The sequence below is a fragment of the Legionella sp. genome (assembly GCF_047605385.1).
In the GTDB taxonomy this organism is placed as follows: domain Bacteria; phylum Pseudomonadota; class Gammaproteobacteria; order Legionellales; family Legionellaceae; genus Legionella.
Genome location: NZ_JASGFU010000061.1, coordinates 1 through 14,484, shown reverse-complemented (window position 1 = coordinate 14,484; position 14,484 = coordinate 1). Strand labels below are relative to the sequence as shown.

Genomic DNA, 14,484 nt, shown 5'->3' with positions numbered 1-14,484 from the left:
ACCTATAACATCTTATAATTAACTTGCAAAACGAGATGGTTCATATATGACGCAATCCAGTATTAATAGATAGTAATATCATTGGCATTAAATAATCACAAAATCCATCTTCTGAAAACTCAGGTAATAAGGAATAACCTCGTTCCTCTCTCCATTGATTTCCATTTTTTCTTAGATGTTTTAATTTATTCTCCCGCTCTAATAAGGCCTGACGCAAACGACTCTCTTCCTCTATAGATAAATACCTTACTTTAGGAGAACGATCTATTTTCGACAATTTTAAATTCTTTAAAGGACTTTCTTTTATAAAACCCCAATCAGTGGCTTTGATCATCAGTGCTTTCAGTACACCGATATCTCGATTAAGAGTCGCATTAGAAATACCTTCATTTAATCGTTTAATACGCCATTGCTCTATAAGAGATGGAGTAATCTCAATGAGAGGCTTTGAAAATAGTTTATTAAAACAGCGATTCATTATGGCGATCGTTTTATCTCCTCTTTTATGATGAGATAAAACCCAAGGTTTATATTCATTTTCAAAAAATTCTTGTAAGATTTGAGGCTTATTAGCCCCCTTTTTAGCTTTTGGATCAATGCCTTTATTAAAATCATTTAATATTTCAACTGCTTTCTCACGCGCTTGAGCTGGAGTTATAATTCCAACAGTCCCAATATTTATTTTCTTTCCTCGCTGATATTGGCAAACATAACGCATTGTTCCAGAAGGAAATACTCTTACAAGAAATCCCTTCAAATCAGTATCATGTACCTCATACTCTTTATCTTCAGGAACCAGCTTTTTTATTAATGTGTTGTTAATCTTGGCTTTCATTGTTCTAACTTCTCAACTAAAAATTCATTTAATTTTTTTGATTAAATTCCATTTCAAAATCATTAATCACATTCAATATTGCGGGCCATTCAGGGATACTTCCAAAAAACATATCTTTCATTAAACCATAATCCCTTTCCAGACTTTCAAAAATGTATGGTGGTGGCACCAACTTCAAATTACCTTTCTGAACTGCACCATAGTTGGCCCAAGCAGAAGCGAAATAGATACTTTTATGGGTAGCTACTCTGTCTAAAAGAGCACAATCCTCAAGAGCATGCACTTTAATTGGGGAGTTTAAAAGGCAAAAAAAGTCATAATAATGCCTGGAAATTCGTGGTGGTAATTTTTTATCATGTGGTAAGTGAGCATATTGGTGAAGAATAGTAGCCTTCTCCCAAAAGGTGCGTTTTGCCTCAAGAACCTTGACCCAAACTTCTGGCTCCTCAACTTTCTCTTTAAGTATATTCTTCACATAGCTTTGGATTTTATGTTTGTTCACCGGCCAATGTTCAGAGCGAGCACCTAGTTCGATTTTTACGGAAGGACGAATATAAGAATCCTTTTTTATGGTACTAGGATATTCGAATTGCAGCGTTTGACCATCAGGATCATCAGGATCTATTTCAAGGCGCCAACCTTCTAGTGTCTCTAGCTTTTCAAATATAGCAGTTCTTAATGTTGTAATTAATTTGTTCTGAATATAACCAGAGCAAGCAACGGCAAGATCAGCTAACATAGCCCGTTGCTTTTTTTTAGATACTGCTTTTTCCGGATCATTAAGCTTATCAAATCCAAAAAATTCCTTTTCAATTGATAAATCAACATCTTCAGAAAACCGCTGAATCACACCATAAACCTTTGACAGGGAAGTTCCGCCCTTGAATGTTAGATGATCTTTTAAATTAGGAAGCGAAAACAGTCGCTCCAATATCCATACAACCCAGAAGTCCTTTTCAATAATTTCAAAAGGAATTCTTGACTCAGCCACTGTTGCGTCAAAGAATGCCTCGCGCTCAATTACAGACAATAGATGTAGCTGAGTCATATTATGTCTCCCATAATATTAAAAATAAGCGTGCGAATCCAAACCGGCGCATATTTTAAATTCTTTACAAGCTCATCCCTACTTGTACCGTCAAGAAACTTTCGTGTTCTAGCCTGAGCAATAGTATCGATATTTTCTTTTCCAAGATTTTTAAATGCTTGAATTACGAGGCCAACCTTAGTATCAGCAGCATACATATTTTTTTCTGTTGTTGTTCTAAACAAGATTTCTTGATTCCCTATTTTAATTTTCTTTGATGGGCCATTTGTTAAAAAGACAATTCGCCCGGGAACTTGCTCTGATAAACCAATGAGGTTTGACGCGTAAGCCCCCGTTGGCTGAAACTGAATACCATTTTTTTCTGCAATTGCTTTTGCCACTTCCTCTGCTTTAGGTGGTAATAGGCCTAACACTTGATGTTCACGAGGATAATCATATATACCTTGGGCTAGACGTCGAATCATTTTAGCCTGTTGAAGACGTGACAAAGCACTTCGTACGCCAGTATCACTATCCAAATCAAGAAAATGTTTAGGCGTAAAACACCACCCTCTACCATGTTCGATAATTCTATTTTTTACAGCAGTTACAATAGACTCTGTCATGATTTAACCCTCCATTTGCCACAAAATATACTAATTTTTTGTGGCAAAGTCCAGCTAAAGGGGATTTCTGCGATGATTTGTCGCAGATTTAAATGGCCTTATTTCTACATATTTCATAAAATCACTTTGAAAGTGATTTCTTTCTTAAATCACCTTCCAAATAAAACTTATAAAGTATATCCTTTTTCAATAAGGGTGCATATAGGGTGCAATTTATTTATAAAAAGAAGCATGATAATGTATTTCCATGCAATGAAATTTTTTATAAACCCTTTATTTTAAAGGATCTTATTTGCATAGAAATACATAGTGATATACTGAGATTTTTATTAAATCCCCCTCCTAAGGGGCAGGTCGGAGGTTCGAATCCTCTCCGGGACGCCAGTAAAATCAATGAGTTAAGAAATCTTTATGAAGGTTTTATCTTAGAATATTCTTTCGGGGATAACCCAAGGGATAACCAAATTAAATAGTATTCTTTGACTAGTAATAGGGATCGAAAGGTAATTAAGTTACAGGGAGTTTTGATCGTGTTAAAAACGTTCTTTGATAAAATGAATAATGGCATGTTATGGGTACTAGTGATTCCTATAGCAAGTTTAATTTCAGCTCTCGCTACTCTTGGTTTTGCATATTCTTTTGTTATTTGGAAATCAGATAGTATAACTGTAGAAGGAAGCTGGGGGAAAATTACCGCCGCGGCAACCCATATTAAAAACCAGAACATTAAAGCAATTTCGTATAATCAACAGCTAACTGAAACTGCAAATCAATTAAGCCAACTATTAAACGATGTTCACGAGGCTTTAGGCCAATCGGAAGCATCACATTTCTTGGGGAACACATCAATCCAAAATAAATTCACCGGAATCTCAAAAAGTTTGAAGCAGCAATCAGAATTTTTAGTCCACCAAAAAGAAGAATTGGAAAATATTAATATAGAGCTCTTACACTTTCAAAATCAATTGAAAGATTATTCGAAGTAGGAAATATGAGGAGATTAAAGCCTCCTCTACAAAATTTGCTGGTTTTAATTGGATGGTTTATCGTTTGAAGAGCTCAAACATGTTTTTAATTCCGTATTTTTGATAATCCCATTTACATCACGCTTCAGGCCAACGTGAGCAACAAAGAATACAAATAAAAGGTTGCTCAATATTATTAACCAAATAAAATTACTGGTCTTTTGTTTCGATACGTCATTATTTAATCTATCTAACTGTTGTTGTAAATGTTTTAGCTCATATTCATGCATTTTTACACCTTATAAAATTAATTAACATGCTTTTTTCTACATGTCATACAACCATACCCAAGTGATCTGCAATAAATCCATAAAAAAATATATTATTAACTATTTGGGTCTGGTATGAATCCCTTTGAAATGAGGCTTGATAAATTGACCTGTGAAACGCCTCCCCGCGCGCCTGAATAATCCAATCATTTGACCTTTCCACAGAAATAATAGGAATATTGTTTTGTTTTGCATAAACACCTAGCCATATGTCAGTCATATTGGGAGATAAGAATGTTTGTTGAGAAATTTTAATATTGTCAGTATGAAATCCTAGGGTACCGGTACCAGGAATATCAACTCTAATGTCTTTTTCAAGTTCTTTTTCAAAATGAACCCCTTGTTTATCCTTATAATAAGAAACCAATTTTTGTTTAGGCAAAATGTTTCCATGCACACAAATTAAAGCCTCCCTCTTATAGAAATCAATTTTTCTTATCATAGAATCAACATAATCTGGTGGATAAATTAAATCATCATCGATGGTTAAGATATAACCATTTTGCTGTTCAATTTGGTAAAATTTTCCGATGTCGCCTATATCTCCGTATTCCTGACTAGTAAATACACAAATTTTCCTATGGTTTAAAAACGAAGGGATAGGGCTATAGTTATTAAGATAAACTTGGATCCTATTAACTTTCTTTAAAAAACTTTCAATTGTTGCTTCTAGTTGAGATATCCGTTCCGGTATTGATGCTATTTTAACAGTAATCATTCAAATACCTGGATTAAGTGCATAATAAAGATTTACTGGGGGAAGATAATCACTTTTCCAAGTCCAGGCACGATTCTTAATGTATATGTCTTTAACCTTGGAATAAAAATTAAGATCATTTTGAACTGTTATTACATTTTTCGCATCCTTAATTCGATCATTGCAAAGTGGAGAAAAAATCCTTACCTCATGAAATAGCATAGAAACTAATTTATTAACTAAAATGTGATCATCATGTCCATATTCACCTTCTGCATTGTGCGTATATATTTCAGTGATCACGAATTGTTTTTCCAAACTTTCTAAAGCATCACAAAGTGCCTGTTCAGATTTTTGAAACTCAAGCTGTCGTTTGCCATCCTTCCAAAATCCTGACTCTTCAATACCGAGTAAAACAATACGGTCTTTTAATGGATGTGCCTCTATAGCTAATTTTCTACAGTATTCTGCATAGGGCTTATCATGACGAGCTAAAAAAGCAATGACAATAAGATCAAAATCTTGAGGTGAGAACCATATGATTTCATCATCAGGATGAGCCACTATTAATGCTTTCATACAACCAAACTCTCACATTTATCAACTAAATGATGCTCTATTAATTCAATCTTTATAGGATCTAATAAGTCCAGATGAGCATCATGATGAGTTGTTAAAATAATGCCACAATGAATTACTTTTTCTTGTAAGAGCATTAATAGTGCTTGCTGTGACTTTTTATCCAGGCCATTTAATGGCTCATCTAAAATAATAAAATTGGGTTGACCTATTAAAGCGGAGCTTAGAAGAAATTTTTTTTTGGTGCCGAAGGACATATCAGAAATGCGAGTATTTAAATGCGGTTGCAATTCCAACCGCTCAAGAATTTGATTCATTTCATCAATGTTATTTGTTCTTGCTTTTGCAAGCCAGGATAAGAGCTCTTTTCCTGTTAGAAAAGAATAAACCGCTAAATCATCTGGAACATAAAACAAATTTTTAGCATTAACACTATTATCGCTTATTAAATAGTGATCATTTAAAATGATTGAACCTGAATCGGGAATATCTAAGCCAACCAGCAAACGTAAAAGCGTCGACTTTCCAGTGCCGTTTTTACCTATAATATGATAAGCCTGTTGCTGAAAAGTATAGGAAAGATTTAAAAATAAGACTTTATTAGCAAAAGCCTTATTAATCTTCTGTAATTGTATGCTACTAGCCATAGTATGCTCCCAGAAAGATATATTGGACAACACAACCGCCCACAGTATTTAGCAAAGAGCTAAACAAGCAGAATCGCAAAGATAACGCGTAAAGAATTCTGTTGACTGCAAGTACAACAGCGTTCATTGCGAAGATAATTAAAGCCAATAAACAGTAATTTTTTAAACTAAAAATACAAAATAAAAACACTGGCATTAATGCCAACATCAATCCTACCCAAATGAGTATTATCTCTTTTATGGATTGAGCTTGTTTCTCATAAGGAAATATGCCGTGGAATAATGTGTGTTCTAATTTTTCTTTTTCAAAAAGAGTAAATAACGTCGATAAGATATAAGCTTGCAACCCTGTCAAAACAAGAATAAGCCCTTGTCGGTTATCCACTATTTCCTGAGAGTTTAATACTTGCAAGATAAGCAGCGATATGACAAAACACAGAGTAAATCGAATTAAAAACGAAATTTTATTCTTTCTTAAAACAGCTAATTGAATAATAAAAATATTTTTTAAATAGCTGAGACTTTTTAAGCCATTCAATACATCCAAGGACGGGATTTTAAATGAATATTTTTGCTTAACTAGATGAGGTTGTACTGTTGCCAGAATAATGCCACACAGCAAGAAAACGCTTAGCCCTACTCCAAAATTTAATAACCAGTTACCCTGCTTTGAAATAACAATGATTAAAAGAAGCATAAAGAAAACCATGATGGCTTTAGCTATTTTTTTATAAAGAAAATTTAGTAGCAGCGTACATAGTACAAATACAGTAGATGCATAGAGACAATATTGCGAGGCCTGAAATAAATAATCTTCAGTATGGAGAATATTGGCTCCTCCAAAGAAAATAGCCAGCCAAACAATATTTAAAGAGAATAAAAGGATAATAAAATCTACTGCCTTATGAACGCGCAGAGGAATATATAAGGTATGCAGATATTCTCTAAATGCCCCGCCTTTTATAAAAGAAGATTGTGCTTTAGTCAGGCTTAACAAAAAGAAAAGTAATGTAACCAAATAAATAAACTTCGCTTTAAAGGTAATGGATGGATCAATAAGCGCATAAAAAGGAATGCCAATCGCTTGAATATTTTTTACCCCTGGTGCCAATAAACAGATAATAAAGGCTGTTAATAGTTTATGTCTGGCAATCAATTCTTTGGTTTCATTAAAATAATATTGGGTTCGAAACTTAAGGAACTGATGATTAAAATAGTTCTTATTTAACTGAGTCAGTTCTAACATGTTAGTACACCTTCATTATAAAATTTTTTATAAGGCTCTTGTGAGGAAAAAGATATGGTCTTAGGAATAATTGACTGAATATCTCTAGAATGGGTAATGACAATTAAGGTTTGTTCTTTTAAAGCAACTAGGTTACTCAAAACCTTTCTTTCAAGATCTTTGTCTAATCCAGAGGTTGATTCATCTAAAATAAGAATTTTAGGCTTACACAATAACGCACGAGCTATTGCAATTCTTTGTATTTGACCTCCTGATAAAGAGATCCCTTGCTCCCCTAACTTTGTGTCTAGGCCTTGAGGCAATGCACTGATAAATTCATAGCAACAAGAGATATTTAATACCTCACTTAACTCAGATTCGGAATAATCTGTATTACTATAGCAAATGTTTTCTCGTATGGTTCTATTAAAAAGAAGTGGATTTTGCTCTACTAAAATAACTAATTTATTAAGATCGGCTCGTGAAAATTGGTTTAACGCCCTATCCCCAATAGTGATTTGCCCTTTAAATTCCGTGTGTAAACCCACTAAAAGTTTTGCGAATGTTGATTTTCCTATTCCTGATCTACCTTGCATTAAGATTTTTTCACCAAAATCAATTTCTAATGATAAATCCTCAATAGCTTTGATTTCTGATAAAAACATATAGCTAAGATTTTTTACTCTAAGATTTGGCTCAATAATAGGAGTTACATGTGGCTCTGAACATAAAGTGCTGGAATCATCTTGTCCTTTAGCTAAATGGTCAGAAGCTTCTCTTATTGTGCCCAACTCTCGTGCGAAAATAGTAAGCTGAAAAGAACTAAACCAGACATAATTAATTAAATTGAAAGTTACAAAAGCAACAAAAATGAAATCCCCTATCGAATAATAGCCTTTATTAAAACCACTTACCTGATGAATGACTAAAGCAATAATAAAAATTAAGGAAAATAAACTTTGGACTATTTTTATTTTTTCAAAAAAAAACTGTGCCTTTCTTAACGCTGATTTTTCAGAAGATAAGTGTGTATCTAAATTTTTTAATTCGTACTTTTCACCTACATGAATCTTAATAGAGGATATTCTGCTAATTAGCTCGCAAAGAGTGCCTGAGATAAAGGAATGAATCTTGTTATGTTGTTGAACGACTTTAAGTGAGTTTTTTAATCGATACCACGTAGTTAAAAAGTGAATTGAGAACCATGTAATAATAAAAAAGGAATAGAATGGTTCAATTGAATATAGAAACACTGCAGCCAGCAATACAGAAAGAAAGATAGGAAAAAAATTATAAAAAACAATTTGTATTATTCTTTCTGAAGATGAAGCAAAATCATTAACCTTCTGAGTTAAACTGCCTGGCATTATTTCTAAGAAATAAGCATAATTTTTTTTAAGTAAACTACCTATCAGTTGGCTTTTAATATTTTTCTTAAACTTAGGTAAAACAATCGCCACAAAAAAGCCCTGACTTCTAATAACCACTTCTGATACAAGAAAAATTATTAAAAATACAATCACAGCATGAGTAACCCCTATTTGCTCATACTTTACGGATGCACAAATATTCAAAATATAGCGAATAGCCCAGGGGGTGACGCATTGTTGGATAGCACTAAAAACTGAAGTAACAATTAACAGCATAAAACCAAGTTTTTGCTTTTTTATGTTATCTAAAAAAATTTTGATTAAAGACATGTTCATTGTGATATCGACTCATTCCAGAATCGAAGTAATAGTCTATCATCCTGTTTATTGAATGCTGTTCTACCATGCAATACCTGACAATTATCCATCATAAGTAAATCATTTTCCTTTAGAGTGAATCGGTATTGATTTGCAGGCTCATGAATAAATTTATTAATCCATGAAATCATCTCGTACCCAAGCTCATTTGTTTCTAAGCCACGTAGAATGGGAGAATAGGACATACCAATCATGCCATTACCCATATGAAATAATAATTGCTTATTAACTTTCCCAGAAGCAGTATCTATTTGAATAAAGTCAGGACAGAATAAATTTTCCACATGTTCTTTAAATACCGTACGTAAACCAGCCAACAACTCAGTAACTTTTATAATAGTACTAGCGCCCCCTTTTAATGAGGACTTGACGCAATAAAGTGAAACAAATCTGGGAAAGACTGTACGGTATCCTTCATCACTGTGAAGTGGCTGCGAAAATGCCGTATTAATATAAAACTTTCCATTGGTTACTGCCTCCACTCGAGCAATATATTTTTTATTAATACCAACATCTCTGATTTGTTGCCCAAATGTTTTCGTTAATGCTCTTAATATTGAGAGTACGTTTCTTTCTTTCATATTGATAACTGCAAATCCATTTTCCTGAATTATTGTTTTCATTGAGTCAGGGTTTAAAAAAGCATCCTCATCGAAAAAAGGCAATGCATCTAATCTTCCAGGATGATTGCAATAAGTTTCCTTACTAATGTGGGCTTGAATATTTTTTAAATTAAACAGCATGACTCATTTCCAAATCTAATTTATGCAGCAATTCACCATATGAACTCAATAGCTTCTTTCCTTTCCAGGTAAATAGATTAATATGCTCATTTAAAATTAAAAACCCTTCTTTGCATCGCTGCATTGCCGTAGACGTTGTTGGGTGATAATTTACTGATGCTTCCAATGTTTTAAAATTGAATCGGTAATTCAAAACCTCGATACCAACACAAAAACTATGGAAAAGAATATATAAAGGGAAGAAATTTCCTCCTCTTTTATGTGTTGCAGCCGTTCTTACAGGAAGTTGTTTTTTGGAATCTTCAACTTGAGGCTCTATGAAATCATCAATAAAAAGCAGCATATGAGTAATTTGGTGGATAATAAGCTCATTAAAATCTTCTTGATTAAAATGCTCCTTAAAATCAATGTGAGCAATGCCTAAGCCATCAGCTGTTGTTCCTTCGATATATGAATCTAATTCAGCAATCAAGATTGCTTTAATTAATTTGTTACAAAAAAGAGCAGCCATAGGATGGGCATTACTAAATGACTTATAGTGTCCATCAATTTTCTTTTCTTCAACTAAAATAGCTGAATAGCGGTTATCATGAGACAGATAATCCTCTCGTTTATTAACATAAGATGGAATAATATTTAAAGATTGGGATTTTGTAAGGAAAACTGTTTCACTCCAATCTGGAACTGTATTGAATGATGAAATATTAGGTAGAATTTTATCGTAGGAAAGCATTTCAGCTAGCCTATGTTCAGTGGCATACTGTCTTTCAAAGTCAGCTAATAATGCGTCAAGTTTGTTCTCATTAAAAAACGCAAACATTAAAGAATCTCCCGCGATAATGTTTTGCGCCATTGCTCATAATCTTGATCAGATGAACGCTCTATTCTTGGTGGAAATTTTTCTCGCTTAAATGTGAAATAAGCATCTCTTAAATCACCAAAATCATTTGGGGAATAAGTAATAAAATAACAGCTTCTATCTAATTGGGATAAATTATCCTTGGATTGGTGAACTAAATAAGAACTGAAGCACAGAAGATCTCCAGGCTTCATTTTTATGTCCTGCCAATTCATGCTATTTTTTATATCGTATTCATTTAGTTCAATACTACCATTGGCATGGGGTAGTAGTTCTTTTATGTATTTTTGACTTGAAACTTTGAAACAACCATTTTTTTCGTCAGAAAAATGGATTGGAATCATAATAGTAATAAGCTCATCATCAACAAATTTTCTAAATGCTGCCCCATCCTGATGAGGTCTAAACCCACCCCCGCCGGATAAATTATAATTAATTTTTTCTTTAAAAAGTCGATAGTTTCTAGCTGTAAGCTCTTTAAGTAACCTACCGATTTTTTCACCTCGAACAAGCTCATTAAGTAGTGGCAAGTAATCACAAAACTTTTCGACCCGATTTAGAATAATCTCATCGTTAATTTGACTTTTTTCAAAATACTTCATGGGCCCACCAATTATCTCAGGAATCTCTTTAAGATAAGAAGCGCCTGTTTCCCACAATTTTATTTCGTCACTATCAAAAAAATTTTTTAATAGTACATATCCATTAGTTTCATAATCGGTTATCAACATATCACATCATCACTTTGACTTGTTCTACTCTATATTTGCGCATAATGCTTCTGGCAAACTGCACTTCTTCCATGATGTCTGAAAAAGGTTCAAAATTGGCATCTCGCTCTATTACAACACCACGAAAAGGAACAGTACGTGCTACATAATCAAAAAGTTTCCAAACCTCTTTTGAAATCGCATTAGCATGAGTATCAACATGCATATTTTCTTTAAACGAACCACCTGCTAAATGGATTTCAACAACACGTTCTAAGGGAAGCTTGCTCAAAAAGTCATAAGGGTCATAATTATGATTCAGTGAATTTAAATACAGATTATTCAAGTCCAAAAGCATCCCACAATTTGCTTGTGAAAGAATTTTAGAAAGAAATTCCGCCTCATCCATAAATGAGTTTGGGACAGTGTAATAATAAGTAATATTTTCGAGCAAAAAGGGACAAGCTATACGCTGGGTTAATGATTTAACTTTGGATACAATAAGCTCTATATTTTCTTCATTAAAGCTTATTGGCATAAGATGTCCAACTTCTATGTTATCAATTTTTGTTAAGCTAATGTGATCGCTATACCAATGGCAATTAGTTTCATTAATAACTGTTTCTAGCTTGGCACAATATGATTCATCGAGCGCTTCAGGCGTACCTATAGACAAATCAAGGCCATGCAAAACCAATGGCTTATTGCTAATAAGGCGTTTTAACCTACTGTTATGCTCTCTAATAAAAAACCTTTCTGAATAGGCTTCGATAAAATCAAATAAATCGATGTTTTGCTCTATTTGTTCCCCAATGGCATTCATATAACTGATACCAACGCCCAAATCTGCTCCTGATGAATACAACATTATCCTACTCTCTGCTGAATAACCCAAACACCTAATTGCTCAAGTTTTTTTAAAAATCCCAAAAACTCACTTTGTGATAGTCGTTCCTCAAAAAAACGATAGGCTTCTAACAAATTCTGACAGCCAATCACTTTCTCTACTATTTCTCTAACATCCCTTGATAAACTTAGTGTTCCAATACCTTCCTTTTTTAAATTTTTAAAAAATAAAACAGTACAATTTTCTTTGATAAATGTTCTATCTTTTTTGTTTATAATAGTCGGAATGTTATATTCAAACTCCTCTATTCGATAACACTCGTGCATATACGCTACACAACTATCCAAATGCGTAAATTCATTTAAATCAACTGCCCGTGGGACATGAAAAATAAAATTTTCATGATGCTTATAAGTCACTTCATTTCTTATTCTCTCGTATCGAACAATTTGTTTCTCGACATAATCCAATAATGAACTTTGCTCTGCAAAAAGAGCGAAACAAATGCTTTCAGCTAAAGGATTTTTAGGTGGGGTATCTTTAATGGTAAGGTTATCTAAATAACTATCCCAAACATTATCCAAACTCTGGGTATCTAAAAAACCAACAACTATTGGTAAGGATGCTTTAATATCATCCCCTCTATTTTTCTTTAAAATACGAGCGGAGGCAATAAACCGACTTTTGTTACCATGATAAAAATTATCAATTACTTGCATATCATTTGTATTTAAATTCAAATCGTAAATAATCTGCTCGCGAAAAGCACCATAATTTTCCAATGCATTAAGATTTGTTATTAATGCTGCGAGAGCTGTTTGTATTGTTTTATTGTCCATGATGTAAAGCTTCAATTTCTAAAACCATTAAATACTCATCTTCATAAGCATCATTGATCTTTATAGCGTTTCGTTTAATCCCTTCGGTAATGAAACCAAATTTCTTAGTAAGTGCGATGGACTTATAGTTACTTTGAGCAACATGACCCTCTATTCTTCTAAGATTGTTTCTTTTTACATGATCAATCAGTTCAGCAAACAATTGATTTGCAATCCCTTGAGAAGAATAAGATTCAAGAACACCTATTCCAACAGTAGCTACATGAGATTTTCTATTATTTCTATAGGCCTCAACAGAAAGATACCCGACAATCTTGTCAGCTTCTGATTGGGTATCAAATGCTAAAAAAATAGCTGATTTTGGATAGTTTATTGAGGAAGTAATCTTGTCTCTATACTTACTAATATCAGAAGACCTTTCTCCAGGTTGGAAAGTTGTATATTCAACCTCTTCATCTAACTTGAGAAGCATAGCAGCCCATGCAGACGCATCTTCAGGCAATGCTGTTCTTATAATAACGTTATTTGATTTCATTTAAAGACAATAATGAGGCCAGGTAAACCCAGCCTAATTACTAAGGACAGCCAACAGAGTTACAAAGAACTTCAACACTGTTTGCAGATTCTTCAATAATTTCGATAGTTAGATCCATTTATTTCTCCTTAAAACTAAATTTTTGAAAAAAGACAGACTCGTCTATATTTCCTTATGAGCAATTGCGTACATCCGTTGCTCAGAGCGGATTATACATAGAAACGGAATATTTAAAAGACCCAATAATAGGCAGGAAGTATTTTAATTTTTTAACTATTTAATAAATAAAGAAAACAGAAGAAATATTTATTTTTACTAAGTTATTTAATGACAATACTATAGAATTTAAGTGAGATAACCCTTGATATCTTTTAAGAGAATTATTTTTTCCTGCTCATCCATTCTCTCAAATAATTTAATAAATTCAGCTAAACTATCATCTTCTGCATAAAAATAAGCAGTTGGTATTTTAAGAATATCTGCGATTCGTTTTAAAGTAGCATAATCAGGATTATGCCGTGCCATTTCATAATGATTCATTCTAGCACTTGCAGAAAATTCATCCATTCCTGCGGCAATACCTAATTTCTTATGCGATAGCTTCGCAGCCAATCTGGCCTCTTTGAGTCTTTTGGGAACAGGAGAATCCATTGATAAATATAGATCTAATTAACATACTTAGAGAATCTAAGTTTTTTCAAAGTTACGATACTTAGGAATCCTTAGTATCTGCTCCCATACGAGCTAATGACATAAAGATATAAATTACAGCTTGACGAAAAATAGAAAAACCCCTTTGCTTTTATTGAGGTATAGCATGAATAAACAATTTGATCCCCCAGAAATTAAAATCCTAGAGTACATTTTTAAAGCTCGTAAAAATAAGAAAAATCAGGTAAAAGAACACCTTATTGTTGAAGATTTAGAAAAAGCAGGCTTTAAGGAACCTCAAACAACAGCCCGGCTAGCATTTTTAAAATTAGAAGAAAAAGGGTATATCAACGAAGAACTTCATAGCGAGCGTAGTTATTTATTAACTGAAACAGCTGAAAAATTATTTGATTCCGCAAAAGTGCGTAATACAAAGGAGCAACCTCAGGATGAAAAAGTAGAATATGCATCATACCCTCTGCGTGTACCAGCCCCATTGTATAAACAAGTGCGAATCAAACTTGCCAATGAAGAGAAAAAACTTCGAGAAATATTGATAGATGCTTTAATTGTAGTAGTTCAAACTTGATCTGACAGTTGCCAGTTTTTCAGAAGTGTCTGT

At 33.3% G+C, this 14,484-nt stretch carries 18 protein-coding genes; 2 read left to right on the top strand and 16 right to left on the bottom strand.

Annotation, left to right across the window (positions count from 1 at the left end):
- Positions 1–40: 40 nt before the first annotated feature.
- From QM652_RS11755 to QM652_RS11745, 3 genes are read right to left on the bottom strand one after another with little or no spacing between them, the layout of a single operon-like run.
- Complete coding sequence (locus tag QM652_RS11755) at positions 41–835, bottom strand: integrase arm-type DNA-binding domain-containing protein (RefSeq protein ID WP_415076018.1); 795 nt, start codon at positions 833–835, stop codon at positions 41–43.
- Positions 836–863: 28 nt separating this feature from the next.
- The gene (locus QM652_RS11750) at positions 864–1,883 is read right to left on the bottom strand and encodes a nucleotidyl transferase AbiEii/AbiGii toxin family protein (RefSeq protein ID WP_415076016.1); all 1,020 of its coding nucleotides are present in this window, start codon (positions 1,881–1,883) and stop codon (positions 864–866) included.
- Entirely contained in the window at positions 1,880–2,488 is a 609-nt protein-coding gene (locus QM652_RS11745; protein ID WP_415076014.1) for a DUF6088 family protein, read from the bottom strand. The genes QM652_RS11750 and QM652_RS11745 overlap by 4 nt, the downstream gene beginning before the upstream one ends.
- 530 nt (positions 2,489–3,018) lie before the next feature.
- Here QM652_RS11745 and QM652_RS11740 point away from each other — a divergent pair.
- Positions 3,019–3,474 (top strand): hypothetical protein, encoded by a 456-nt coding sequence (locus QM652_RS11740; protein ID WP_415076012.1) that lies wholly within the window; start codon positions 3,019–3,021, stop codon positions 3,472–3,474.
- A gap of 44 nt (positions 3,475–3,518) precedes the next feature.
- On the opposite strand, the gene QM652_RS11735 is transcribed toward QM652_RS11740, so the two are convergent.
- The 13 genes from QM652_RS11735 to QM652_RS11675 form a co-directional block, all read right to left on the bottom strand.
- Positions 3,519–3,743 (bottom strand): hypothetical protein, encoded by a 225-nt coding sequence (locus tag QM652_RS11735; RefSeq protein ID WP_415076010.1) that lies wholly within the window; start codon positions 3,741–3,743, stop codon positions 3,519–3,521.
- Positions 3,744–3,786: 43 nt separating this feature from the next.
- Positions 3,787–4,500 carry a hypothetical protein gene (locus QM652_RS11730; RefSeq protein WP_415076008.1) on the bottom strand — a complete coding sequence of 238 codons (714 nt, stop codon included), beginning with the start codon at positions 4,498–4,500 and terminating at the stop codon, positions 3,787–3,789.
- Entirely contained in the window at positions 4,501–5,058 is a 558-nt protein-coding gene (locus QM652_RS11725) for a hypothetical protein (RefSeq protein WP_415076006.1), read from the bottom strand.
- Entirely contained in the window at positions 5,055–5,705 is a 651-nt protein-coding gene (locus QM652_RS11720; protein WP_415076004.1) for an ABC transporter ATP-binding protein, read from the bottom strand. Before QM652_RS11720 ends, QM652_RS11725 begins: the two co-directional genes overlap by 4 nt.
- Positions 5,698–6,951: a DUF6136 family protein gene (locus tag QM652_RS11715; RefSeq protein WP_415076002.1), complete on the bottom strand. Its 1,254-nt coding sequence runs from the start codon at positions 6,949–6,951 to the stop codon at positions 5,698–5,700. Before QM652_RS11715 ends, QM652_RS11720 begins: the two co-directional genes overlap by 8 nt.
- The gene (locus QM652_RS11710; RefSeq protein ID WP_415076000.1) at positions 6,945–8,636 is read right to left on the bottom strand and encodes an ABC transporter ATP-binding protein; all 1,692 of its coding nucleotides are present in this window, start codon (positions 8,634–8,636) and stop codon (positions 6,945–6,947) included. The genes QM652_RS11715 and QM652_RS11710 overlap by 7 nt, the downstream gene beginning before the upstream one ends.
- Entirely contained in the window at positions 8,633–9,421 is a 789-nt protein-coding gene (locus QM652_RS11705) for a TauD/TfdA family dioxygenase (RefSeq protein WP_415075998.1), read from the bottom strand. Before QM652_RS11705 ends, QM652_RS11710 begins: the two co-directional genes overlap by 4 nt.
- On the bottom strand, positions 9,411–10,241 hold the full coding sequence (locus QM652_RS11700; RefSeq protein ID WP_415075996.1) for a hypothetical protein: 831 nt from the start codon (positions 10,239–10,241) through the stop codon (positions 9,411–9,413). Before QM652_RS11700 ends, QM652_RS11705 begins: the two co-directional genes overlap by 11 nt.
- Positions 10,241–11,011: a phytanoyl-CoA dioxygenase family protein gene (locus QM652_RS11695; protein ID WP_415075994.1), complete on the bottom strand. Its 771-nt coding sequence runs from the start codon at positions 11,009–11,011 to the stop codon at positions 10,241–10,243. Before QM652_RS11695 ends, QM652_RS11700 begins: the two co-directional genes overlap by 1 nt.
- 1 nt (position 11,012) lies before the next feature.
- On the bottom strand, positions 11,013–11,858 hold the full coding sequence (locus QM652_RS11690) for a DUF692 family multinuclear iron-containing protein (protein WP_415075992.1): 846 nt from the start codon (positions 11,856–11,858) through the stop codon (positions 11,013–11,015).
- Positions 11,858–12,676: a hypothetical protein gene (locus QM652_RS11685; protein ID WP_415075990.1), complete on the bottom strand. Its 819-nt coding sequence runs from the start codon at positions 12,674–12,676 to the stop codon at positions 11,858–11,860. Before QM652_RS11685 ends, QM652_RS11690 begins: the two co-directional genes overlap by 1 nt.
- A complete protein-coding gene (locus tag QM652_RS11680; RefSeq protein ID WP_415075988.1) occupies positions 12,666–13,211 on the bottom strand; it encodes a GNAT family N-acetyltransferase in 546 nt (181 codons plus the stop codon). The genes QM652_RS11685 and QM652_RS11680 overlap by 11 nt, the downstream gene beginning before the upstream one ends.
- A gap of 345 nt (positions 13,212–13,556) precedes the next feature.
- Positions 13,557–13,823, bottom strand: coding sequence for an XRE family transcriptional regulator (locus QM652_RS11675; RefSeq protein WP_415075986.1), 267 nt, complete (start codon positions 13,821–13,823; stop codon positions 13,557–13,559).
- Between the two features lie 205 nt (positions 13,824–14,028).
- On the opposite strand from QM652_RS11675, the gene QM652_RS11670 reads away from it, so the two are divergent.
- A complete protein-coding gene (locus QM652_RS11670; protein WP_415075984.1) occupies positions 14,029–14,451 on the top strand; it encodes a hypothetical protein in 423 nt (140 codons plus the stop codon).
- Positions 14,452–14,484 lie beyond the last annotated feature (33 nt).

What these genes read in the sequence shown, in the direction of transcription:
- QM652_RS11680 (WP_415075988.1), bottom strand. Translation starts at nt 13,211, where the DNA reads ATGAAATCAAATAACGTTATTATAAGAACAGCATTGCCTGAAGATGCG.
- QM652_RS11755 (WP_415076018.1), bottom strand. Translation starts at nt 835, where the DNA reads ATGAAAGCCAAGATTAACAACACATTAATAAAAAAGCTGGTTCCTGAA.
- QM652_RS11745 (WP_415076014.1), bottom strand. Translation starts at nt 2,488, where the DNA reads ATGACAGAGTCTATTGTAACTGCTGTAAAAAATAGAATTATCGAACAT.
- QM652_RS11720 (WP_415076004.1), bottom strand. Translation starts at nt 5,705, where the DNA reads ATGGCTAGTAGCATACAATTACAGAAGATTAATAAGGCTTTTGCTAAT.
- QM652_RS11735 (WP_415076010.1), bottom strand. Translation starts at nt 3,743, where the DNA reads ATGCATGAATATGAGCTAAAACATTTACAACAACAGTTAGATAGATTA.
- QM652_RS11685 (WP_415075990.1), bottom strand. Translation starts at nt 12,676, where the DNA reads ATGGACAATAAAACAATACAAACAGCTCTCGCAGCATTAATAACAAAT.
- QM652_RS11695 (WP_415075994.1), bottom strand. Translation starts at nt 11,011, where the DNA reads ATGTTGATAACCGATTATGAAACTAATGGATATGTACTATTAAAAAAT.
- QM652_RS11670 (WP_415075984.1), top strand. Translation starts at nt 14,029, where the DNA reads ATGAATAAACAATTTGATCCCCCAGAAATTAAAATCCTAGAGTACATT.
- QM652_RS11725 (WP_415076006.1), bottom strand. Translation starts at nt 5,058, where the DNA reads ATGAAAGCATTAATAGTGGCTCATCCTGATGATGAAATCATATGGTTC.
- QM652_RS11700 (WP_415075996.1), bottom strand. Translation starts at nt 10,241, where the DNA reads ATGTTTGCGTTTTTTAATGAGAACAAACTTGACGCATTATTAGCTGAC.
- QM652_RS11750 (WP_415076016.1), bottom strand. Translation starts at nt 1,883, where the DNA reads ATGACTCAGCTACATCTATTGTCTGTAATTGAGCGCGAGGCATTCTTT.
- QM652_RS11715 (WP_415076002.1), bottom strand. Translation starts at nt 6,951, where the DNA reads ATGTTAGAACTGACTCAGTTAAATAAGAACTATTTTAATCATCAGTTC.
- QM652_RS11705 (WP_415075998.1), bottom strand. Translation starts at nt 9,421, where the DNA reads ATGCTGTTTAATTTAAAAAATATTCAAGCCCACATTAGTAAGGAAACT.
- QM652_RS11710 (WP_415076000.1), bottom strand. Translation starts at nt 8,636, where the DNA reads ATGAACATGTCTTTAATCAAAATTTTTTTAGATAACATAAAAAAGCAA.
- QM652_RS11690 (WP_415075992.1), bottom strand. Translation starts at nt 11,858, where the DNA reads ATGTTGTATTCATCAGGAGCAGATTTGGGCGTTGGTATCAGTTATATG.
- QM652_RS11730 (WP_415076008.1), bottom strand. Translation starts at nt 4,500, where the DNA reads ATGATTACTGTTAAAATAGCATCAATACCGGAACGGATATCTCAACTA.